The sequence below is a fragment of the Actinomadura meridiana genome (assembly GCF_039537545.1).
GTDB lineage: Bacteria > Actinomycetota > Actinomycetes > Streptosporangiales > Streptosporangiaceae > Spirillospora > Spirillospora meridiana.
Window position 1 is genome coordinate 314122 of the sequence record NZ_BAABAS010000003.1, and the last position, 22263, is coordinate 336384.

Annotated in this window: 19 protein-coding genes; 7 read left to right on the forward strand and 12 right to left on the reverse strand. The window is 70.4% G+C overall.

What is annotated here, in order from left to right; translation table 11 throughout:
* Positions 1 to 34 precede the first annotated feature (34 nt).
* Genes ABD808_RS02945 through metG form a run of 4 tightly spaced genes read right to left on the reverse strand, consistent with a single transcriptional unit; the run spans position 35 to position 4714 of the window.
* Positions 35 to 1141 (reverse strand): glycoside hydrolase family 26 protein, encoded by a 1107-nt coding sequence (locus tag ABD808_RS02945; RefSeq protein WP_344889172.1) that lies wholly within the window; start codon positions 1139 to 1141, stop codon positions 35 to 37.
* 56 nt (positions 1142 to 1197) lie between these two features.
* Positions 1198 to 2082 (reverse strand): 16S rRNA (adenine(1518)-N(6)/adenine(1519)-N(6))-dimethyltransferase RsmA, encoded by an 885-nt coding sequence (rsmA, locus tag ABD808_RS02950; RefSeq protein WP_344889175.1) that lies wholly within the window; start codon positions 2080 to 2082, stop codon positions 1198 to 1200.
* An 8-nt stretch (positions 2083 to 2090) separates the two neighbouring features.
* The gene (locus ABD808_RS02955; RefSeq protein ID WP_344889178.1) at positions 2091 to 2915 is read right to left on the reverse strand and encodes a TatD family hydrolase; all 825 of its coding nucleotides are present in this window, start codon (positions 2913 to 2915) and stop codon (positions 2091 to 2093) included.
* Complete coding sequence (gene metG / locus ABD808_RS02960) at positions 2912 to 4714, reverse strand: methionine--tRNA ligase (protein ID WP_344889181.1); 1803 nt, start codon at positions 4712 to 4714, stop codon at positions 2912 to 2914. Before metG ends, ABD808_RS02955 begins: the two co-directional genes overlap by 4 nt.
* A 94-nt stretch (positions 4715 to 4808) precedes the next feature.
* Between metG and ABD808_RS02965 the strand changes: the two genes are divergently transcribed.
* The gene (locus ABD808_RS02965) at positions 4809 to 6455 is read left to right on the forward strand and encodes a glycosyltransferase family 39 protein (RefSeq protein ID WP_344889184.1); all 1647 of its coding nucleotides are present in this window, start codon (positions 4809 to 4811) and stop codon (positions 6453 to 6455) included.
* Positions 6456 to 6589: 134 nt separating this feature from the next.
* Positions 6590 to 7276 (forward strand): metallophosphoesterase family protein, encoded by a 687-nt coding sequence (locus ABD808_RS02970; protein WP_344889187.1) that lies wholly within the window; start codon positions 6590 to 6592, stop codon positions 7274 to 7276.
* Here ABD808_RS02970 and ABD808_RS02975 read toward each other — a convergent pair whose 3' ends face one another.
* From ABD808_RS02975 to ABD808_RS02990, 4 genes are all read right to left on the reverse strand, one after another.
* Positions 7277 to 7612 (reverse strand): hypothetical protein, encoded by a 336-nt coding sequence (locus ABD808_RS02975; protein ID WP_344889190.1) that lies wholly within the window; start codon positions 7610 to 7612, stop codon positions 7277 to 7279.
* On the reverse strand, positions 7612 to 7908 hold the full coding sequence (locus ABD808_RS02980; protein WP_344889193.1) for a hypothetical protein: 297 nt from the start codon (positions 7906 to 7908) through the stop codon (positions 7612 to 7614). The genes ABD808_RS02975 and ABD808_RS02980 overlap by 1 nt, the downstream gene beginning before the upstream one ends.
* Positions 7909 to 8185: 277 nt before the next feature.
* Positions 8186 to 10039 (reverse strand): hypothetical protein, encoded by a 1854-nt coding sequence (locus ABD808_RS02985; protein WP_344889196.1) that lies wholly within the window; start codon positions 10037 to 10039, stop codon positions 8186 to 8188.
* Between the two features lie 91 nt (positions 10040 to 10130).
* Positions 10131 to 11405, reverse strand: coding sequence for a glycosyltransferase family 2 protein (locus tag ABD808_RS02990; protein WP_344889199.1), 1275 nt, complete (start codon positions 11403 to 11405; stop codon positions 10131 to 10133).
* Between the two features lie 800 nt (positions 11406 to 12205).
* Between ABD808_RS02990 and ABD808_RS02995 the strand changes: the two genes are divergently transcribed.
* A complete protein-coding gene (locus tag ABD808_RS02995) occupies positions 12206 to 13690 on the forward strand; it encodes a glycosyltransferase family 39 protein (RefSeq protein WP_344889202.1) in 1485 nt (494 codons plus the stop codon).
* A 29-nt stretch (positions 13691 to 13719) separates the two neighbouring features.
* Here ABD808_RS02995 and ABD808_RS03000 read toward each other — a convergent pair whose 3' ends face one another.
* Positions 13720 to 14022, reverse strand: a complete 303-nt coding sequence (locus tag ABD808_RS03000) for a hypothetical protein (RefSeq protein WP_344889205.1) — start codon at positions 14020 to 14022, stop codon at positions 13720 to 13722.
* Positions 14023 to 14056: 34 nt separating this feature from the next.
* A complete protein-coding gene (rsmI, locus tag ABD808_RS03005) occupies positions 14057 to 14890 on the reverse strand; it encodes a 16S rRNA (cytidine(1402)-2'-O)-methyltransferase (protein ID WP_344889208.1) in 834 nt (277 codons plus the stop codon).
* 53 nt (positions 14891 to 14943) lie between these two features.
* Between rsmI and ABD808_RS03010 the strand changes: the two genes are divergently transcribed.
* Positions 14944 to 16677: a dolichyl-phosphate-mannose--protein mannosyltransferase gene (locus tag ABD808_RS03010; RefSeq protein ID WP_344889211.1), complete on the forward strand. Its 1734-nt coding sequence runs from the start codon at positions 14944 to 14946 to the stop codon at positions 16675 to 16677.
* A gap of 4 nt (positions 16678 to 16681) precedes the next feature.
* Here ABD808_RS03010 and ABD808_RS03015 read toward each other — a convergent pair whose 3' ends face one another.
* Positions 16682 to 17896: an MFS transporter gene (locus tag ABD808_RS03015; protein ID WP_344889213.1), complete on the reverse strand. Its 1215-nt coding sequence runs from the start codon at positions 17894 to 17896 to the stop codon at positions 16682 to 16684.
* Between the two features lie 116 nt (positions 17897 to 18012).
* On the opposite strand from ABD808_RS03015, the gene ABD808_RS03020 reads away from it, so the two are divergent.
* Positions 18013 to 19056 carry a LacI family DNA-binding transcriptional regulator gene (locus ABD808_RS03020; RefSeq protein ID WP_344889216.1) on the forward strand — a complete coding sequence of 348 codons (1044 nt, stop codon included), beginning with the start codon at positions 18013 to 18015 and terminating at the stop codon, positions 19054 to 19056.
* Between the two features lie 54 nt (positions 19057 to 19110).
* Positions 19111 to 20052 carry a class A beta-lactamase gene (bla, locus tag ABD808_RS03025; protein ID WP_344889219.1) on the forward strand — a complete coding sequence of 314 codons (942 nt, stop codon included), beginning with the start codon at positions 19111 to 19113 and terminating at the stop codon, positions 20050 to 20052.
* A gap of 450 nt (positions 20053 to 20502) precedes the next feature.
* Here the strand turns inward: bla and ABD808_RS03030 are convergent, their stop codons facing one another.
* Complete coding sequence (locus tag ABD808_RS03030; protein WP_344889221.1) at positions 20503 to 20817, reverse strand: acyl carrier protein; 315 nt, start codon at positions 20815 to 20817, stop codon at positions 20503 to 20505.
* 178 nt (positions 20818 to 20995) lie between these two features.
* Here ABD808_RS03030 and ABD808_RS03035 point away from each other — a divergent pair, with 178 nt between their 5' ends.
* Positions 20996 to 22150, forward strand: coding sequence for a glycine amidinotransferase (locus ABD808_RS03035; RefSeq protein ID WP_344889224.1), 1155 nt, complete (start codon positions 20996 to 20998; stop codon positions 22148 to 22150).
* Positions 22151 to 22263: the final 113 nt, after the last annotated feature.

Below are 22263 nucleotides of genomic sequence, written 5' to 3' on the forward strand. Positions count from 1 at the left end.
TCCGCTCCGCCAGCGCCCCGTTACGGGCGGCACGTCACTCGCCGCTGGTCACCGGCAGGTTCCGGGGGTTGAAGTAGGGGGTCGTGGCGAGTTCGCGGAGGGCCGAGACGGCATGCTTGTCGCCGTTCACGGAGTAGGCGCGGCGCTTGTCGCGGGCGTTGGCGGCCTGCTCGTCGGAGTCGAAGTAGACAACGGCCTTGACCTGCGGGTCCTGCAAGGTCTTGGACGCCTCCCTGAGCCATTCGGCGCGGCGTTCCCCATAGGACTTCGGGACGCCGAACTCGGCGATCATGATGGGCTTCTCGCGGTCCCGCGCCCACTGCGTGAACATCTTCAGCGTCTCGGACAGGTCGCGGTATTCGTAGTCGGTGCCCGGCTGCGCGTCGGCGCAGATCCAGTCGACCTGGTCGTCGCCGGGATAGTAGGCGCCCGCGTTGCCGCCGCCGAAGCCGCGCGCGCTCGGGCACCACACCCAGGCCACGTTGTCGACCTTCTCCCGCGTGAAGACCGCCCGCAGGTGTTTCCAGGCCGCCACGAAGTCCTCGGGCGAGTGGACGCGCTTGCGTTGGGCCGACTTGTCCATGTCCCGCGCCCAGCGCAGGAAGACCGGCTTGCCGAGGGCCTTCACGGCGCGGGCACGCTGCTGGATCATGTCGTCGTACTCGCCCTGGACGATCTTCTTGGTGTCGGCCTCGCCCCAGGTCAGCAGCAGGTAGCGGTCACTTTCGGTGACGGACTTGTCGAGCCCGGTGGGGAACTCCTCGCCCCAGTCCCGGTAGCTCTGCACGATGTCGAGCCGCCGTCCGAGCTCCTGCTCGAAACCGGCGACCGGCTCCATGCCGGGCTTGTCTGCGTCCTTGGCGGTCGGCTTTACCGACGGCGAGCCCGAAGCCGAAGGGGACGTCGACGGGGACGGCGACTTCGCGTCCGGGTCGTCCGGCGGCACCCAGGCCCCGAAGTAGGCGCCCTCCTTCGGCGGAACCGGTGCCACGCCCGCCCGCGCGGTCGTCGTGATCTTCGGCGCCGCCCCCGCGCCGCCCCCGCAGCCCGCCGCCACGGTCGCGACCACCGCGGCGACCGCGAACAGGGCCGTCCCCACGATCGGCAACCTCGCCCGCGCCGTCCGCGCACGCGCCTTCACATCGACCTCCGGCTCGTATCGTCTCGTGCCCCCGTCGGCGGCGACCGCCCGGCACGTCAAAGCATGGGGAGCTGATTCCCCCGGCGTGAAGGACCATACTCGGCAATACGGGCGAAGGCGGCCACGTCCAACGCTTCCCCCCGAGCCCGTGGATCAACGTCGGCGGCGCGCAGCGCGTCCTCGGCGGCGGCCGCGGACCCCGCCCAGCCCGCCAGGGCGGCGCGCAGCGTCTTGCGGCGCTGCGCGAACGCGGCGTCGACCACGGCGAACACCTCGGCGCGGGACGCCGTCGTCGGCGGCGGGTCGCGGCGGGTGAACGCGACGAGGCCCGAGTCGACGTTCGGCGCGGGCCAGAACACGGCGCGCCCGACGGCCCCGGCCCGGCGGGCCTCCCCGAACCAGGCGAGCTTCACCGACGGAATCCCGTAGATCTTGCCGCCGGGTTCGGCGACCATCCGGTCGGCGACCTCGGCCTGCACCATGACCAGCGCGGTCCGCAGCGATGGCAGGGCCGCCAGCAGGTGCAGGACGACCGGCACCGCGACGTTGTAGGGCAGGTTCGCGACGAGCGCCGTCGGCGCGGGCCCCGGCACGTTTGTGATCTTCATCGCATCGGCGTGCACGACCTCCAGCCGCCCGGCGAGGTCGGGTGCGCGCGCCTCGACCGTGGCGGGCAGCGCGGCGGCCAGCGTCGCGTCCAGCTCCACGGCGACGACGCGGCGCGCCTCCGGCAGCAGCGCCAGCGTCAGCGACCCGAGGCCCGGGCCGACCTCGATCACGACGTCGTCCGCGTCCAGCGCCGCCGTCCGGACGATCCGCCGGACGGTGTTGGCGTCGATGACGAAGTTCTGCCCGAGCGTCTTGGTCGGCCGGACGCCGAGCCGTCCCGCCAGCTCCCGCACCTCCGCGGGGCCGAGCAGCGCCGCCTGTGTCTCCCGCACGGCCTCCCCTACCAAGGACCGAAGGCCCGTACGCCGTTGGCGGCGATGGCCGTGCACAGCTCCGCCACGTCCACGCCCTTCACCTCCGCCATCGCGCGGACGGTGTACGGGATCAGATACGAGGCGTTCGGCTTCCCCCGGTGCGGGATCGGCGTCAGGAACGGCGCGTCGGTCTCCACGAGCAGCAGGCCGAGTGGCGCCGCCCGCAGCGCCTCACGCAGCGGCTCGGCGTTCTTGAACGTCACGTTCCCCGCGAAGCTCATCAGGTAACCGCGCTCGGCGCACACCTCCGCCATGGCCGCGTCGCCGGAGTAGCAGTGGAAGACGACCGTGTCGGGCGCGCCCTCCTCCTCCAGCAGGCGCAGGACGTCGTCGTGCGCCTCACGGTCATGGATGACGAGCGCCTTGCCGGTGCGCTTCGCGATCGCGATGTGCGCCCGGAACGCGCGGTGCTGGTCGTCCTTCGGCGCCCAGTCGCGGTAGTAGTCCAGCCCGGTCTCGCCGATCGCGCGGACCTTCGGATGCGCTGCCAGGCGCGCCACGTCCTCCAGGACGGCGTCGGAGATGCCGGTGGTCTCGTTCGGGTGGATCGCGACCGCCGCGTACACGTCGTCGAACTCGGCGGCGGCGTCCACGGCGAACCGCGACGACGGCAGGTCGCAGCCGATCGTGACGATCCGGGTGATGCCCGCGGCCCTCGCCGACCGCAGCTGCTCGTCCAACGGCGTGTCGACGATGTCGAGATGGCAGTGGCTGTCGAACACGTCCACCGGGAGACGTTCCGGCAGCGGCGGGAACGAGCGTGGACTCTGCCCGTCCTCGTCCCCGCTCACCGCTCTTCCAGCCGGGCGAGCTCCTCGTCGGCCACGGACGTGTCCAGCTTCGTGAACAGCGGGGCGGGCTTGGCCAGCGGGACGCCCGGCTTGATCGGCGCGGACTCCCAGCGCGCCTCCGTCGCGTAGTCGCCGGTCAGGATCCGGTAGTCGGGGCCGCCGTCCTCCGAGACGGTCCGCAACTCCGGCATGCCGCTCCACACGCCCTGCCCGCCGAGCATCTCGTACACCTTCTGGGACGAGCGCGGCAGGAACGGCGTCAGCAGCGTCTTGGCGTCGTCGACGACCTGGAGCGCCGTGTGCAGGATCGACTTGACGCGGGCCGGGTCGTCCTTCAGCTTCCACGGCGCCTGGTCCGACAGGTAGCGGTTGGCGTCGCGGACGACGTCCAGCGCCTCGGTGATCGAGTTCTTGAACCGGGACCGTTCGAGCTCTGCGCCCACGGCCGCGAACGCGTTCCGGCTGCGTTCCATCAGCGCCCGGTCGGCGTCGGTGAGGTCGCCCGCCTCGGGGATCGCGCCGAAGTTCTTCGCCGCCATGGTCACCGACCGGTTCACGAGGTTGCCCCACGCGGCGACCAGCTCGTCGTTGTTGCGGCGGACGAACTCCGACCACGTGAAGTCGGTGTCCTGGTTCTCGGGACCGGCGATCGCGACGTAGTACCGCAACGCGTCCACGTCGTAGCGGGCGAGGAAGTCCTGTACGTAGATGACGACCTGGCGGGACGACGAGAACTTCTTGCCCTCCATCGTCAGGAACTCCGACGACACGACCTCCGTCGGCACGTTCAGCGCGCCCAGCGACCCGGCCGTGCCGCCCTTGTCGCCCTGACCGCTGTAGCCGAGCAGCATCGCGGGCCAGATCTCCGCGTGGAAGACGATGTTGTCCTTGCCCATGAAGTAGTAGGACAGGGCGTCCGGATCCTGCCACCAGGCGCGCCACGCCTCCGGGTCGCCGGACCGCCGCGCCCACTCCACCGACGCGGAGAAGTAGCCGATGACCGCGTCGAACCACACGTACAGCTTCTTCGCCTGGTTGTCGCGCCAGCCGTCCAGCGGGATCGGGACGCCCCAGTCGAGGTCGCGGCTGATCGCCCGGGGCTGGAGGTCGTCCAGCAGGTTCAGCGCGAACTTCAGCACGTTCGGCCGCCACGCCAGCGCCCCGCCCTGCTTGCCGCGCAGGTAGCGGCCGAGGACGTCGGTGAACGCGGGCAGGTCGAGCATGAAGTGCTCGGTCTCGACGAACGTCGGCTTCTCGCCGTTGATCCGCGACACCGGGTTGATCAGGTCGATGGGGTCGAGCTGGTTGCCGCAGTTGTCGCACTGGTCGCCGCGCGCCCCGTCGTACCCGCAGATCGGGCAGGTGCCCTCGATGTAGCGGTCGGGGAGCGTCCGCCCGGTGGACGGCGAGATCGCGCCCATCGTCTTCTGCGGGAAGATGTAGCCGTTGTCGTACAGGCCCTTGAAGATCTCCTGGACGACCGCGTAGTGGTTCAGCGTCGTCGTCCGGGTGAACAGGTCGTAGGTCATGCCGAGGCCGTGCAGGTCCTGCGCGATCACGCCGTTGTAGCGGTCGGCGAGCTCCCGGGCGGTGACGCCCTCCTTGTCGGCCTGCACCTGGATCGGCGTGCCGTGCTCGTCGGTGCCGCTGACCATCAGGACCTTGTTGCCCGCCATCCGCTGGTAGCGGCTGAACATGTCGGCGGGCAGCGCGAAACCGGAGACGTGCCCGATGTGACGGGGCCCGTTGGCGTACGGCCATGCGGGCGCGGTCAAGATATGACGGCTTGACGAGGACATGGGATCCAGGGTAGTCGCGTCACGCGGGCCCCGGCACGCCAGTAACCTGGTCCGGCGTCCCAGCCGAGCGAACTCCTGGAGGCGGAAGCCGGACATGGCCCAGCCCACGGCCGACGAGCCCACGCTCGACCAGCCCGCCGCGAAGAATCGCCCGACCGCCACGCGCGAGGGCGGGCCCGTCCGGACGCTCCCCGCGCGGCTCGTCGCGCTCTCCGCGCGGCTGGTCCGCCGGGCGAGAAGGACGCGGCGGGTGGTGTGGCTGTCCCTTCTGGTCGCGGCGTCCGCGGTCGGCGCGCAGTGGGTGCTGATGACGCCGCCGCTGTACTTCGACCCGTACTACGTGTGGCTCGCCGCCCGCGACTGGCCCGACATCCCCCTCGCCCAGTGGCCGTTCGACGAGGTGCCCCACCAGGTCACCCGGATCGGGCTGGTGCTGCCCGCGCGGCTCGTCCAGGAGATCCTCGGCGACGGGCAGGCCGCGTACTTCACCGTCGCGGCGTTCGGCGGCTGCGCGTTCTTCGTCGGGACGTACCTGGTCGTCAGGTCCCTGTTCGGGGACGTCGCGGGCGTCGCGGCGGCGGCCGTGCTGATAGTCCACCCGTTCTTCACGATGACCAACCCGTACGGCCACGAGATCACCTGGTCGACCGGGGTGGTGCTGCCGGACATGCCGGGCGCCGGGCTGTTCGCGATCGGGATGGCGGGCCTCGTCGTCGCGAGCCGCCGGACCGGACGCGCCCAGACCCGCATGCTGCTGGCCGCCGGGACGCTCCTCGGCGCCTCGTTCCTCGTCCGCGAGTTCCTGGCGTTCCTGTTCCTCGCGATCCCGGTGTACCTGGCGCTGCTGCGCATCCCGTGGCGCCGCAACGTGACGGTCGGCGCGCCGATGGTCGCGATCCTGGCCGTCAACCTCGTGCACAACCAGCTCGTGTGGGGCCGTCCGCTCGCCGGGCTGGCCTCCGCCGCCGAGCACGGCGGCCAGTCCCGCGACTACGTGACCCGCGAACTCGCCGCCCGCTCGTTCCTACGCGCGATGCACGACTGGAACCCGCTCGGCCTGGTGTTCACCGCCGCGCTGGCGCTCACGATCGTCGGCTGGGTCGTCACCCGCGACCGTCGGCTGGCGCTCGTCCTCGTGTGGTTCTTCACCCTCGCCGTGCCGCTGACACTGTTCTCCGGCGTCCTCGACCCGAACGACATCTCACTCCGCGCCTGGCTCCAGCGTTACTGGTTCGCGGTCCTCCCCGCCCTGCTGGCAGGCGGCTTCGGCTCCCTGACCCTAATGATCAAGATGCTGCCCAACAGACTGCGCCTGCGCACTCTGATCGTGCCGGTACTGGCGGTGGCGTTGGGCGGGACGTACGCGGTGTCGGCCGTCCGCGCCGTCCCCGACCTGCCGCGCGACACGGCATGGAACGAACTGCGCGGCTACCTCGCCGGGCACCGCGACATCACCCTGATCTGCGCCGACCGACGCCTGGCCCAGACCCTCACGTTCTACACACGCGACATGTGGGGCGACCCGATCTGGCACGGCGAGATCCGCGACTTCCCCCACGACCTGGGCCAGGTCCCGCGCAACGCGACCGAGGGCCCGATGCTCTACACCCGCTGGCGCGGCATGGAGTCCCAGATCGGCGGCGGCTGGCAGCCCACCGCCCAACAGGGCTGGCACCTCAGGTGGCGGTCATCAGACGGCCTCCTCCAAATCTGGAACCCGCCCCCAGACGCGGCCGGGTAGGCAACCAGGCTTCATAGGATGGCGCCATGCGGGTTGTGCACGAGCGCCACAGAGTCATGACCACGGTGCCGTACACACGCGCACGCGCAGGCGGAGGCACGGAACACACCGGTTTGACCGTCGATCGAATCAGGGTGGATTCGGTCCCCCACGGCTGCGACGCGGTCATCGCCACCGGCGACCTCCAGGGGATCGCCAACTCACCGTGGGGAGGCGATCCCGTGCTGCTGGGGATCGCCGTCACCGACTACATCACGGTCTGGTCAGAGCAGGGGCTCCTGCCCCCGCCCGAACGCATCGGGATCGTCCTCGCCGGTGACCTGTATTCGGCGCCGAGGGCGGACCTCAGGGGCGCGTCAGGGGACGTCGCCGACGTCTGGCTGGCCTTCGCCGCGCTCGGCGGCCCGTTCCTGGTCGGCGTGGCCGGGAATCACGACGTGATCGATGACGCCACGGTGACGGAGATCCGGCCCGACGCGGTGCTCCTGGACGGAACCGAAGCGGAGCGCGCGGGTGACCTCTTCGCCGGTATCAGCGGAATCATCGGCGACCCGCGCCAACCCGGACGCACCGCGGATGCCGCCTTCCTCCACAGGCTGGATCGCCTGGTCGCCAACAGGCCGTCCCTGCTGACCCTGCATGAGGGCCCGTCCGGAGAACACCCCGGCCAACTCGGGAATCCGCTGATCCGCAAGCATCTGGAGCAACGGGCCCCGCCCCTGACGGTCTGCGGTCACGTCCACTGGGATCGACCGGTCTCCCGTCTGGGGACCGGCCATGTCCTGAACGTGGACGACCGCATCGCCGTCCTCACACCCTGATCAGTCGATGATCTTGCGGCGCAGAAACGCCCACTCGGGCAGCCCTGCCGCCAGCCGGTCCCGGACCTCGTCAGCGCCCGTGCACCGGTTGACGAACAGCAACAGGCCATAGTCGGGGTACTCCGGAACCTGGAAGTAGTCCCCGTCCTCGTCCGTGAGGCGATTGCTCTGGAGGACCAGGTCCTTTCCCCCGTAGGCGACCGCCGAAGCACGATGATAGACGCCCCTGTAGTCGCTCTCTCGCTCCTCCCAGGTGATGCCCAGGACAACGGACAGAGGGCCGAGCAGTTGGTCGAGCGACTCCACCCTGGTCCCGTAGAGATCGTAGATCGCCATCAGAACCAGTTCCTGATGCTCGGTTTCGCCGCGAGCGCCTCGTCCATGTTCCGGTAGACCATGAAGTTGATGTTCCTGCCTCCCGCTTGCGCGCTGAGCCTGTCACGCAGCTCCGTCAGTCCCAGCTCGGCGACCTGGTCATCGCTCAACGGCGGGGTGTTGCGGCCGCTCGACCGGAACTCGATTCCCCGGGCACGGGCCGCGTCGACGACCGAGTCACCGGAGACCGCGATGTCGTAGTCGCTCGTACGGCCTTCGTCGAATGGCGTTCCCTTGTCATGGCTACGCCCCGTCACCGAACTGCCCTGGAACGCCGTCTGCGCGTCAGGGTACTTGCCGCGCAGCCCGGTGTTGAGATCGGTGCCGAACCGCTGGAATTCCTGGAAGTCCTTGAATCCGTGGGGGACGTTCCGCTTGCCGCCCTGGCCGCCGCCGGACGACCCTGGGCCGCCCCCGCCGTCCCTCCCCCTTTGGGGTCGAGCAGGACGATAACATGCATGCCGAACAGACTGTAAGGTCCCTGGTCACGCCCGTTCAGGACGCGCCGGGCTTTGGGTCGGGCGGGCGATGGGGCTAGCGGGTCCAGGCGACCCAGTCGCCTTCGCGGGTGCGGCGGCTGTCGATGATTCGCCAGCCGGGCGGGGCGCCCCTTGGCCAGGACCAGGTGGCCGGTTTGTCCTTGGGCCAGGCGAGGACGACCATGTCGGCGTCCTTGGGCGGCGGGGTCCAGCGGGCGTCGAAGACGGTGCCCTCGCTCCACCAGGCCCAGTAGTAGTGGGACAGCCGGATCGTCCACGGGACATTCCAGTCGACGGCGACGGACCGTTGGCTCCGCAGGTCGACGCTCTGTCTGAGGTCGGTGTGCGCGGTCGTGCCCCGCACCAGCGGGCGGGCGATCCGATTGGTGGCGGTGACGCACATGCCGATCGCGACGACGGCCAGCAGTCCCGCCAGCAGTGCGGGGCCGCCGCGCCGGAAGCGGACGACCGCGACTGACACGCACAGCAGCGCGAGCGCGGTGGCGGTGCCGTGCCACAGCCGGAACTGCGTCCAGTCCCAGGTCAGGAATGATGTCTCGGGGAAGTCGTAGGCCGTGAACGTGTACTGGGTGAGCAGGTCGCCCGCGTACCACTGGACGACGGTCGCGGCGGTCAATGTCATCGCGGCGGCCACGATCGCCGCGCACACCAGCGCCCGCCGCGACGCCCGTAGCAGGACGGCGACACCGGCGATGAACAGCACCGGCGTGACCCCGGCGAGGTAGCGGCCGTAGACGTAGTTGCCGATGCGGTACTCGACCGGCAGCGCCGCCGAGGTCGCGAACGCGATGCCCGCCACGATCGCGATGACGCCGAGTGCGAGCGCCCGCGTCCGCCCGCCAAGGCCCCGCACCGCGTCGGCGGGACGGACGGCCGCGAACGCGACGGCGAGCAGGCCGATCCCCGCCATCCCGCCGGTCGCGACGGACTGGTACCAGACCTGGCCGGTGCCGAGCGACAGCATCCACCCCCAGCCGTCCACGGTGGTGAGCCGGTCGGCGACGTTGCGGCCGAGGTCGTTGTCGCCGTGTGGGTACATGTGCGGCAGCAGCGAGCGGTTCAGCAGCGTCCCGGCGACCGTCCCGGCGGCGGCGACGATCGCGGCGAGGGACGTCGCGCGCCAGGACCGCCACCGGCACACCAGCGCCGCCGCGAGCAGCGCCCCGTGCACGGCCAGCAGGATCGCGCCGCGCGAGTGGCAGGTGTACGCGTACGCGGCGAGCGACGACGCGCCCGCGCCGGTGAGCGTCACGCGCGCGGACGATCGGCGCCCGGCCGGGGGCGGGGCGTTCAGCCAGGCGTGGACGAGCAGCAGCCAGCCGAGCAGGATCACCGGCAGCACCGCGTCGGTCAGCGCGAACTCGGAGTAGAACAGGACGCACGGCAGCGCCGCCGTGACGTGCGCGAAGACGTAGGACCAGCGCCGCCGCACCAGCAGGCGCCGCAGCAGCAGGTAGGCCAGCGGCAGCATGGCCGCGCTGACCAGCGCGTTGATGACCAGAACGCCGCGATAGACGCGCACCGGGTCGTCGCCGAACCAGAACGCGGGCGTCAGCAGCAGCGGGTAGCCGCCCCGGTAGACGGTCCCGGACGACATGTCCGCGTCGGGCCCGCCGGTCAGGACGCGGGCGGCGAACAGGTACCCCGACTCGTCCGGCGTCGCGACCGGCACCGTCTGCCCGGAGCCGAGCCAGAGGCGCACGGCGACCTGCGCGAGCCAGCCGAGCACGAACAACCAGACCCAGCGGCGGCGCTTCGGCCGGGACGGATCCGCGCCGCGGTCGGGAGCCGCCGAGGCATCCGATGTCCCCGTGTCCGGTGGAACGGTCTCGGCGCCCGCCGACGTCGTGCCGTCAGGGAATCGGGCTGTCAGAGAACGGTGGTCCATCGCCGGTCAAGCCTTGCACAGCACGGCCGGTCGCCGGTTCCGGGCCGGGAAACCCTCGGGGAGTTCTTGGCTTTCGCGGCGACCTGTCCGTTTATTTTCCGGACGTGGCGTCAGATTCGTCCTTCTCCCGAGCCAGGTCCTCGTCCTTCTGTCGGCGGGCCCGGCGCGCGGCGGCGTCGACGACGCCCGCGGCCTCGTCTGCGGGGTCGATGAGCGGCGGGTGCTGGCGGCGGCGGATGCCGAGGATGCTGACGAACAGCGAGGCGAAGATGGCCTGGAAGCTCATCACGAGCGCGGTGGCGGCGGGGACGACGATGCGCAGCGACTCGCGCGGGTCAAGCTCGCCGAAGCTGTTGACGCGCCAGTGCAGCAGCGACGCGACGAGGCCGCCGAGACCGGCGACGGCGAGCACCCCGCCGAGCAGCAGCCCGCGTTCCAGGCTCCACCAGTCGATGATCTTCTGGACGCGCCGGTCGTGCGGCAGGAACCCCTCCTGCATCGCATAGACCTTCGTGAGCAGCGCGAACAGCACCGCCTGGAAGCCGATCACGAGCGCGGCGCTGGCGCCGACCAGCGTGTCGACGTCGAACGCGATCTCCCCGACCGTGACGGGGCCGGTGGACAGCGCGATCCCGGCGAGCAGCCCGAGCGTCATGAAGACCAGGCCGGGGATGAGGAACAGCCAGCGCGGGCTGTAGAGCATGAGGAAGCGCAGGTGGCGCCAGCCGTCGCGCCAGGTGTTCAGGTGCGGGGCGCGGGTCCGGCCGTCCGGGGACAGGGTCGTCGGCACCTCGCGGATGTCGTAGCCCTGGAGGGTCGCCTTGACGACCATCTCGCTGGCGAACTCCATCCCGCCGGTCTGGAGGCCGAGCCGCAGGATCGCGTCCCGCTCGAAGGCGCGCAGCCCGCAGTGGAAGTCGCCGATCTTGCTGCCGAAGAACAGCCGTCCGACGAAGCTGAGCACCGGGTTGCCGAGGTAGCGGTGCAGCGGGGGCATGGCGCCCTCGGCGATGCCGCCCTTGAACCGGTTGCCCATGACGAGGTCGGCGCCGTCGCGCAGCTCGTCCAGGAACGGCCCGAGCGTCGTGAAGTCGTAGGAGTCGTCGGCGTCGCCCATCGCGACGTACCGGCCGCGCGAGGCGCGGATCCCGCCCATGAGGGCGTTGCCGTACCCCTTGTCGATCACCGGCACGACGCGCGCCCCCGCGTCGCGGGCGAGCTGCTGGCTGCCGTCGGTGCTGCCGTTGTCGGCGATGACGACCTCGCCGTCGATGCCCTTCTCCTCGAAGAAGCCGACCGTCTTACGGACGCAGGTCTCGACCGTCTCGGCCTCGTTCAGGCACGGCATCACTACGGAGAGTTCCACGCGATCTCCTTCATTACCCCTGGTGACCGTCTGCGATGTGATCCACTAATCTCAGTTGTTCCGCGCGGCGGCCCATCGTTCACATGCTCGTGGTTCATGATGCCTGCCGGGACGGGTATAGATGACCGCTCTCGTCAAGAGCACCCGTATCGTGTTGCCCACTTGCAACCAAAAAAACAGACACCGCCACGGTCACGGGCGGCAGGCTAGGACAGCAAGCATACGGGCACAGCGGCCCGGAAGGGGTGGGGTCGGCTGTGACGGGCTCCGGTGACCAACGCATTGCCGCTGGTGAACAACGCGGCGCCACTCGCGCAGAACGCGGTGCCGCCGTAGAACGCGGTACCAGCGTCGAACGTGGTGCCGTCGCAGGACGCGGTACCGGCGTCGAACGTAGGGCGGCCGTCGAACGTAGGGGCCTCGGCACCGCGCTGGAGGAATCGGCACCCGGGGGGACTGTGTCAGCGGGGGAATCGGTGTCAGCAGGAGGGACCGTGTCAGCGGGAGAGACCCTGTCAGCGGGAGAGAGCGCGTCTGCGGGAAAGACGGCGTCGAACGGAAAGACGGCGTCAGCGGGAGGGCCGGTGTCAGCGGGGACGACGACCATTCCCGAGCCGGACGGGTCCATTGCGGAAAGTCCGGAATCGGGGACGACGGAAAGCCCGAAATCGGGCGACACGCCGAACGCCGTAGACGCCGCGGACGGCGAAACGCCCGGCTCCCCGGAGTCTGAGGACGCGGAACGTCGCAGGCGCGGCCGCGGCCCGTGGGAGCTGGTCCGTCGCCACCCCGCCTTCAGTGTGATCATTGCCACAGCGGCGTTGCTCCGGCTGATCGCGATGCTCGGCTACCAGCCGGTGATGTTCTTCAACGACAGCTTCGACTACCTGCACGTCGCGACCGACCCGTACCCGCATCCGCTGCGGCCCGACGGCTACGCCTTCCTGCTGTGGGCGCTCAAGCCGTTCCACAGCTTCGCGCTGGTCGCCGCCGTCCAGCACCTCATGGGCCTGGGCATCGGCGTGATGATCTACGCGCTGCTGCGGCGCAAGTTCCGGCTGCCCGGCTGGGGCGCCGCGCTCGCCGCCGCGCCCGTGCTGCTGGACGCCTACCAGCTCCAGCTCGAACACCTCGTCCTGTCGGACACGATGTTCACGTTCCTGGTGATGAGCGCGGTCACGCTGCTGCTGTGGCACGACCGCCCGTCCTGGCGGATCGCCGCCGCCGTCGGCCTGATCATCGGGCTGGCCTGGCTGACCCGCTCGGTCGGGATGCCGGTGCTGCTCGGCGTGCTGGTGTACATGCTGATCCGGCGCAGCGGCTGGAAGCTGATGGCGGCCACCCTGGTGGCCTGCATGCTGCCCGTGCTGGCCTACATGGGCTGGTACCGCGCCGACAGCGGCAAGTTCGCGATCACCGAGAGCAACGGGATCTTCCTGTACGCGCGGGTCTACAAGTTCGCCGACTGCCACCAGATGAACAACCTGCCGGTCAGCGAGTACCCGCTGTGCACCGAGCCCGCGAACCGGCTGCCCAACTCGCAGGACGGCATCTGGAACGCCCAGTCCCCGCTCAACCGCTACACCGGGCAACGGTTCAGCCCGGAGAACAACGCGCTCAGCAACGACTTCGCCAAGCGCGCGATCATGGCGCAGCCCTTCGACTACATGAAGGTCGTCGCGCACGACTTCTTCAAGGTCTTCCGCTGGGAACGGACGGTGTTCCCCGACAAGGCGACCTACGCCCAGTACGAGTTCGGCAAGACGAGCAAGCCGCTGCCCAAATGGCGGATGGACCACAACTCGATCGCGTCCGTGGAGGCCCAGTCCTACGAACGCGGCAACGCCCAGACCCAGGTCGTCGAGCCGTTCGCCGGTGTCGCCCGTGGCTACCAGGACGTCTTCTATCTGCGCGGGACGATGGTCGGCGTGATCCTGCTCGTCGGGCTGGCGGGGCTCGTCCCGATGTGGCGGCGGTTCGGCGGTGAGGCGCTGCTGCCGTGGACGCTCGCGACCGGGCTGCTGCTCGCCCCGGCCGCGACCGCCGAGTTCGACTACCGGTACGTGCTGCCCGCCGTCCCGCTCGCGGCGCTCGCCGCCGGGCTGGCGTTCAGACCCGAGGGCCGCGCGACGGTGTCCGGCTGGACACGCCGCCTGCGCGGCCGCAGCCAGCAAGAACCCGCGCCGAGCACGACGGCGAGCACACCGACGAGCACCGCGTCACCGAACACGCCGTCGGACACCGGGCCGCAGGTGACGCCCGAGGACGCCCCGGCCGCTACCTGACGCTCACCACGTCCCCCCGCATGCCGCCCTCACCAGGCGTGCATACGGCGGAGGTGGTAGACCATCGCCACGTCGCTGCCGCTACGGACCTTCGCCACCTCGCTGTGCTTGCCGCGCGTCGCGGAGAGGGCCTTGACGTTCTGGCTCTGGCAGTTCGGACAGGAACGGTCCACCCAGGGGGTGGTGCACGGCTGCCCACCCCGCTCGTAGACGACGGCCTGGTTTCCGTGCCCGTCGCCGTAGTGGCGGGCGTCCAACTCCTCGTTCCAGGTCGCGGCGCAGTTCATGCACTCGAAGACCCAGATCTCGTGGCTCGTCCATGCGTCCTGCATGGCTCTCACCTCCGCTTCGTGGTGGCGCCACCATCTACGTTCTGGCCCGGACGACCGCGTCATAAACGACACGTTTCGGGACCCCGTTCTCCTTGGCCACCTCGATGATCGCCTGCTTGCGCGGCGTCCCGGCGTCCTCCCGCGCGGCGACGGCCGCCGCCAGGTCGGCCGGGTCGGTCAGGCCCGGCGGTTCGGGGGCGCCGCGGACCACCACCGTGATCTCGCCGAGCACCCCGTCCTTCGCCCACGCTGCCAGCTCGCCGAGCGTGCCCCGGCGGACCTCCTCGTAGGTCTTGGTCAGCTCGCGGCAGACGGCGGCGGGACGGTCCGCGCCGAACGCGTCCGCCATCGCCGTCAGCGTGTCGGGCAGTCGGCGCGGCGACTCGAAGAACACCAGCGTGCGCCGCTCGCCCGCCAGCTCCGTCAGCCGCCGGGCCCGCTCTCCTTGCTTGCGCGGCGGGAACCCCTCGAAACAGAACCGGTCGGTGGGCAGCCCCGACACGACCAGCGCGGTCGTCACGGCGGACGGGCCGGGCAGCACCGTGACCGGCACCCCCGCCTCGACCGCCGCGCGGACGAGCCGGTAGCCGGGGTCGGACACGCCCGGCATGCCCGCGTCGGTGATCACCAGGACGTCCCGCCCGGCGAGCAGGTCGTCCAGCAGCTCCAGGGCCCGTGTCTTCTCGTTCTGGTCGTAGAACGACACGATCCGCCCGGTGGGCGCCACGTCCAGGGCACCGGTCAGCCGCCGCAGCCGCCTGGTGTCCTCGGCCGCGATCACCGGTGTCGCGGCCAGCGCCTCCCGGAGCCGGACCGAGGCGTCCTCGGGCCGTCCGATCGGCGCCGCCGCGAGGAGCAGCGTCCCCATCACACCTCCATTCTCCCACCCGAGCCGGGCCCCGCCGCCCGTACGATGGCGGGATGGCGACGACGGATCTGGCTCCCGCCCAGGCTCTCGGGTCCCGGCGCAGGCCCCCGCTCAGGGAGTGGCTCGCTCCCGCGATTCCCGGCAGCCCGGCGGCCTCCTGGATCGGCCCCATCCTGGTCACGGTGTTCGCCGGTTTCCTGCGGTTCTACCGGCTCGGCTCCCCGCACGCGGTCGTCTTCGACGAGACGTACTACGCCAAGGACGCGCTGGCCCTGCTGAAGTTCGGCTGGGAGCACAACACGGTCGACAACGCCGACAAGATGCTGATCGCCGACCAGCACGCCGACATCTGGGGCAACGGCCCGTCCTTCGTGGCCCACCCGCCGTTCGGCAAGTGGATGATCGCGATCGGCGAGTGGATGTTCGGCGCGACGCCGTTCGGCTGGCGTTTCATGCCCGCCGTCGCCGGGACGCTGTCGGTGCTGATCCTGTGCCGGGTCGCGCGCCGGATGACGGGTTCGACGCTGCTCGGTTGCGCCGCCGGGCTGCTGCTGGCGCTGGACGGCCTGGCGTTCGTGACGAGCCGGGCCGCGCTGCTGGACGTCTTCGTGATGTTCTGGATCCTCGCCGGGTTCGCCTGCATCGTGAACGACAGGGACCGCTCGCGCCGCGTCCTCGCCGAGAAGATCGGGCGGGGCGACACGTCCCTGTACGGACCGTCCTCCAGCCCCCACCCACCACCATTCAACGGACGAGCTTCGCTCGGCCCGTTCCTGGCGCACGGCTGGCGGTGGGGCGCGGGCGTCTGCCTCGGCCTGGCCTGCGCCACCAAGTGGACGGGCGTGTTCTACGTCGCCGCGTTCGGGCTGATGGTCCTACTGTGGGACTACGGCGCCCGCCGCGCGGCCGGGGTCCGGTCGCCGTTCACCGGGACGCTGCTGCTGGAGGCCGCTCCGGCGTTCGCGCAGCTCGTGATCGTCGGCCTGGTCACCTACCTGGCGACCTGGTGGGGCTGGATCTTCAAGCCGGGCGGTTGGGGACGCGGCGACGCGTCCAGCCATGTCCTGCTGCGGCCGTTCGAGGCCATGCCCGACCTGTGGCGCTACCACAAGCAGATGTTCGACTTCCATGTCGGCCTGGACGACAAGCACCCGTACCAGTCCTGGCCATGGGACTGGCCGATCCTGAAACGTCCCGTCGCGTTCTTCTACAACGAGCCCAAGAGCGGCTGCGACGGTGCGGCCCGCTGCTCCCGCGAGATCCTGGGGATCGGGACGCCCGCCCTCTGGTGGGGCGCGGTGGCCGCGCTGATCGCGCTGGTGTTCATCTGGGTCCTGTTGCGCGACTGGCGGGCCGGGTCGGTCCTGTGGGCCTTCCTCGCCGGGTGGCTCACCTGGTTCCCGTCGGCGTTCTCCGAACGCACGATGTTCCTGTTCTACGCGACGCCGCTGATCCCGTTCATGGTGCTGGCGGTCGTCCTCGTCCTCGGCTATCTCATGGGCCCCGCGCCCGCCTGGTTCGGGGGCGCGCACGCGGCGCGGCCCGGTGAACTCGACGGCGACCTGGACGGCCACGACGGTGTCGAGGGGTTCGACGGCGCGCATCCGGTGCGTCCGAGTTCACCGCCGCCGGGAGCCGGGGTGCGGCGGCTGATCGGCGCGGCCGCCGCCGGGGCGTTCCTGCTGGTGGTGCTGGCGAACTTCGCGTACTTCTATCCGATCCTGGCGGCCGAGACGATTCCGTACGACGACTGGCACGCCCGCATCTGGTTCGGCTCCTGGGTCTGACCGTTTAGGCGGGGGTCTCGGCGGTGACGGCGGGCGCGGCGCGGGGGCGGAGCGTCCGGGCGCCGAGCAGGCACAGGACCAGGGCGAGGACGCCGCCGGTCCCGGCTCCGGCGAACGCGCCGGGGACGCCCCCGAGGTCCTGGCCGAACCCGGCGGCGAACGAGCCGACCGACGAGCCCGCGCCGACCGCCGCGACGACCCACGCGAACGCCTCGGTGACGGTCCCGCTCGGCGCCAGCCGGTCGACGAGGGTGAAGCTGCACGCCAGCACGGGCGCCAGGAAGACCCCCGACACGAACGCCAGCACCGACATGACCGGCAGGCCGGGCGCGAGGACGAGCGGGACGTACCCGGCGGCGAGCGCGGCCAGCAGCCACGGCAGCCTGCGATGCGGCGCGGGACCCCAGCGGCGGGCGCCGTAGCCGATCCCGCCGGTGAGGGCGCCGCCCGCCATGCAGGCCAGCAGCAGCCCGGACGCCGCCTCGCTGCCCTCCCGTTCGGCGTAGGCGACGACGGCGACGGCGTACACGCCGAGCGCGATCCCGGCGCAGGCCAGCGACAGCAGCAGCACCCGCAGGCCCGAGGAGCGCAGCGGCCCGGCCCAGTCGGCGGCGCGCGGCTCGCCCCGCCAGCGGCGGGACGGCCCGGACAGCGCGACGATCAGCGTCCCGACGATGCCGAGCGCCCCGGTCAGCAGCAGCGCGGTCTCGGTGCTCACGACGGCGGCCGCGACGACGAGCAGCGGCCCGACGGTGAACAGCAACTCCTGGGACGCGGCGTCCAGCGCGTAGGCGGCGTCGACCTGTTCGGGACCGTCCAGGACGTCCGGCCACAGGGCGCGCAGCCCGGCCTCCAGCGGCGGTGTCGCGAACCCGGCGACGACGACCGCCGTGACGGCGAGCGGCAGCGGCCCCGCGCCGACGGCGGCGAGCAGCCCGAATCCCGCCGCGGACACCGCGGCGGCGGGGAGCAGGACGCGGGTCTGCCCGAGCCGGTCCATGGTGCGGCCGAGGACGGGCTGTCCCGCGGCCGTCGCCAGCCCGAGGATCGCGGCGAGCGTCCCGGCGAGGGGGTAGCCGCCGTCATCCTCCCGGATGTGCAGCACGACGGCGAGCATCCCCATGCCGTTCGGCAGCCGCCCGAGGAGGGTGGCGCCGAGCAGCCGCCCCGCGTACGGCCTGCGCAGGAAGACGACGTATCCGCGCGCGTACCCGTGCATCGACCAGCCCCCGCCCCCGAAGTCATACGTATTACCCCTTGAAGAGTCATACGTACCACCTTGGGTGGGTACGGCGCTAGTCTGAGTTCGTCCCGTGATCATCCAGGAGGCACAGGGTGTCGACGATCAGCCGTCCGACCAGCAGAGACGTGGCCCATGAGGCCGGGGTCTCGCAGTCCACGGTCTCGCTGGTGCTGGGCGACAAATGGCCTGGCCGGGTCTCCCCCGCGACCGCGCGCAGCGTCCGGAGCGCGGCGGAACGCCTCGGCTACCGGCCCAACACGGCCGCCAGGAACCTGCGGCTCGGCACGACCCGAACCGTCCTGCTGATGGTCCCGACGCTGTCCGCGCCGTTCTTCGGCCCCGTCTACACGGGCGCGGCCCGGGTCGCCGCGCGGCACGGCTTCGGCGTCGTCGTCTCCACCTGGCCGGACGACCCGGCGGCACACCCGAGCGGCTCCCCCACGGGCGGCCCGTTCGCCGCGCCGCACGAGGCGATCGACGGCGTCCTCGCCTCCTCGCTGGCCACGTCCTCGATGATCACGTCCGCGACGCCCGGGATGTCCGGCGCCGGAACGACACCGGTCGTGACCCTGGACAGCGGCCCCGCCGGAGACCTCGTGCCCACCGTCGACTTCGGCGTCGCCGACGGGATGCGGGCGATCACCGCGCATCTCGTCGGCCTCGGCCACCGCCGCGTCGGGCATGTCGCCGCCGCTGTGGACCAGTGGACGTTCCACGCCCGCGCCGACGCGCTGACCGCCGCCGTCGCCGCCCTGCCCGGGGTGAGCGTGGTGCGCGACTCCTGCGCGATCGACGTGGCGTCCGCCAAGGACGCCGCCACCCGCCTACTGGAGCGTTCCGACCGGCCGACCGCCCTGGTCTGCGACGACGACCAGATCGCGGCGGGCGCCTACAAGGCGGCGCGGGCGCTCGGCCTGGACGTCCCGTCCGACCTGTCGGTCACGGGGTTCGACGACGTCCTGCTCGCGACCGCGCTGGAACCCGAGCTGACGACCGTCCGGCTGCCCGCCGAGGAGATGGGCGCGCAGGGCATGACGGCGCTGCTGGACCTGCTCGCGGGCCGCCGCCCCGAACCCCGCGTGCTGCCGGGCGAACTGATCGTCCGAGGCTCCACCGCTCCCCCACCCGCCCTGTGAAGGGGCCGCGCGTCAGTTGGACACGGGAATTCCGGGTCTGTTCTGCTCTTCCCCATGACGACTCACGCTCCCCGGTTCCGGACGCCGCTCGGCGCCGCCCCCCTCGCCGTCTCCCTCCTCGCCGGTATCGCCAGCTGCGGCGCCGACGCGAGCCCGTCGTCGAGCCACACCCCGTCCACATCGCCGGACGTGACGAGTTCATCGGACGTGACGAGACAACTCACCAAGCTGGAAAAGTCCCGCGGAGTCCGCATCGGCGCGTACGCCATCGACACCCGCACCGGCCGTTCCGTCTCGCACCGGGCGGACGAGACGTTCCCGTTCGCGTCCACCTTCAAGGTGATGGCCTGCGGCGCCGTCCTGCGGAAGGCGCGCCGCTCCGACCCCGGGCTGCTGGACCGCGTCATCCACTACACCAAGAACGACCTGGTCAACTACTCCCCCATCACGGAGAAGCACGTCGAGACCGGCATGACCGTCGCCGAGCTGTGCCACGCGGCGATCACCCAAAGCGACAACACCGCAGGCAACCTCGTGTTGCGCCAGATCGGCGGACCCACCGGGCTCACGAAATTCCTCCGCTCGCTCGGCGACCCCGTCACCCGCGCCGACCGCTGGGAGACGGCCCTCAACGACTGGCGGCCGGGCGAGAAGCGCGACACGACCGCGCCGCGCCCCTGGGCCCGTGACCTGCGGACGCTCACGGCGGGCGGCGCCCTCATCCCCGCCGACCGCGCCCGCCTCACCGGCTGGATGAAGGCCACCGTGACCGGCGACAAGCGCATCCGCGCCGGGCTGCACGCCAGTTGGACGATCGGCGACAAGACCGGCACCGGCGGCACCTACGGCAGCGCCAACGACATCGCGATCGCCTGGCCGCCGTCCCGCCCCCCGCTGATCATCGTGGTCCTGACGACCAGGCCGGACGCGGCCGCCGAACCCGACGAACAGTCCATCGCCGAAACCGCCCGCATCCTCACCAAAGCGTTGGGCTAGAAGCGACCACCGTATCTACCGAAGCTCGTAATAGGCGATGGTCCCCTCGCCCCGGTGGCCGCTTGACCAGTTCCGTGGTCGTACAACTGTCGACGGCCGCGAGGGCCAGCGTCATTCCCTTAGAGGGCGCTTCCTCTGAGCGGTGCTGGGAAATGAGAACTCGGTCTTGGCGATCAATGGGTTGAGAAACGAGGCGTGCGGCGGGAATCCGGGGGCGCTGCCGCCGCCGACGCCATGGGCGACCACTCCGCCCCGGGGACGAGTTATGTCGCGTACTCGAACAAGCGTGCGCATGGGATGGCGCGCATCATTGTGGCGCCAATCCAGGCTTCGTTCAAGCAGAGATGTTCCGCAGTTGAACGAGCACCCGTCTGAGGAGCCCGGGTGAAGTCGCAGGACGGGTCGGCCCTGGGCCGTCTGTGCGTCACCGCTAATGCAGGGGCCTCTAGTTCATGAGAGGGCCGCGCACCGGAGAGTGAGCAGATCGGTCATTTTTCCAAACTTTCTCTCGACCACCACTTCGACGGCGTCGAAGGTAACGCCGAACTGGTCTTGTATCAGCGCCGCCAGGTGCACGGCGGTCACAGAAGTCCCTCCACATTCAAAGAAGTCGGACTCCTCGGTGACGGCACCACACTCAAGCAGATCTGACCACATCTCGCTTAGCGTCTGCTCTACGTCCACCATTTCACTTCCTGTCTCGATACCGGCGGTTGTGACGGGTTCCCAGTTGATTCGACGGCCGGGCCGGTGAAGAAATGCCATGCAAACGCGGTGAAAGTTAGCATCGCCCGATCGCGCCCGGCAACGAGCCGAACCTGCGGCGACTGCGCCGATTCCGTGCAGTTACTTGACTTTGACGGATGTGAAGGCGGACCATGACGTCCTTGGCAGCTTTGCCGAAGTATTTGTCGTGGGTCGGATTCCAAGAAGGGTGTAGTGGATGAGACTGAACAGCTTTGATGAATGGTCCGCGCTGAGTGAAGTGATCGTCGGCTCGGCGGCGAACTACGTCTCACACGAACGTGAGCTTTCGTTCGAGCTGTTCTTCCATGAGAACCTTGCCAACGACAACGGTCATCGTTCTGAGTGGTACTACCCGCGGCTGTCCGTCGGAACGGCGGGGGCACGGACCCCGGGACGTACATCCATCAAGAAACGCTATGTGGAAGAACTGAACGAAGACCTTGACGGTATCGTGAAGGCACTTGAGTCACTAGGGGTGACCGTTCTTCGCCCGATGGACGTCGACGCCTCGACCGCTCGCGTGCAGACGCCGGCGTGGGAGGCGTCAGTGGTGCCGCCGCTGAACGTTCGCGACAACACGTTGATCCTCGGCGACGAGATCATCGAGACTCCGCCGATGATCCGGTCGCGCTACTTCGAGACGCAGTTCCTCACCGCGGTCTTCCACGACTACTTCCGCCAGGGTGCCCGCTGGACGATCATGCCCCGTCCACTGATGACCGACGCGTCCTTCGATCTGGCCTACGCGCGCAACGCGACGGCGGGCGGACCGGTCGAACCCATCGACGATCCGCGGCCCTCACCTTACGATGTCGGCTTCGAGATGATGTTCGACGGCGCGCAGTGCCTGCGCCTCGGGCGGGATCTGGTGGCCAACATATCGACGGCCAACCACGCGATGGCGGTCGACTGGCTGGAACGCCATCTCGACGGCCGTTTCCGGGTGCACCGGGTGCACCAACTGAGCGACAGCCATATCGACAGCATGGTGCTCGCGTTGCGTCCGGGCACACTTCTCGTCCGCTCGGAGGAGGTCGCCGAAAAGCTGCCGGAGCGGTTGCGGAAGTGGGATCGGATTGTGGCCCCGCTGCCCGAGGGCGGCGACTTCCCGGTCTATGACGACGATGACCTCGTTCTCACGAGTCCCTTCATCGACCTGAACGTGCTTTCGGTCGACCCCGACACGGTTCTGGTGAACGAGTCGAGCCCCGAGCTGATCCGCGAACTGGAGCGCCACGGATTCACCGTCGTTCCCGTGCGGCACCGGCACCGGCGGCTGTTCGGCGGCGGCTTCCACTGCTTCACGCTCGACACTGTCCGGGCGGGCGGCGCGGAGGACTACCTCAGTTGAACGCTACCGATCTCTATGCACGCCTTTGCCCCGACGCGACAGGGAATGCCCTCCCGGCGAGTGAGGCCCCGTGATTCCTGCCCATCCGACCCGTCGGAATTCCGCGTTCGATC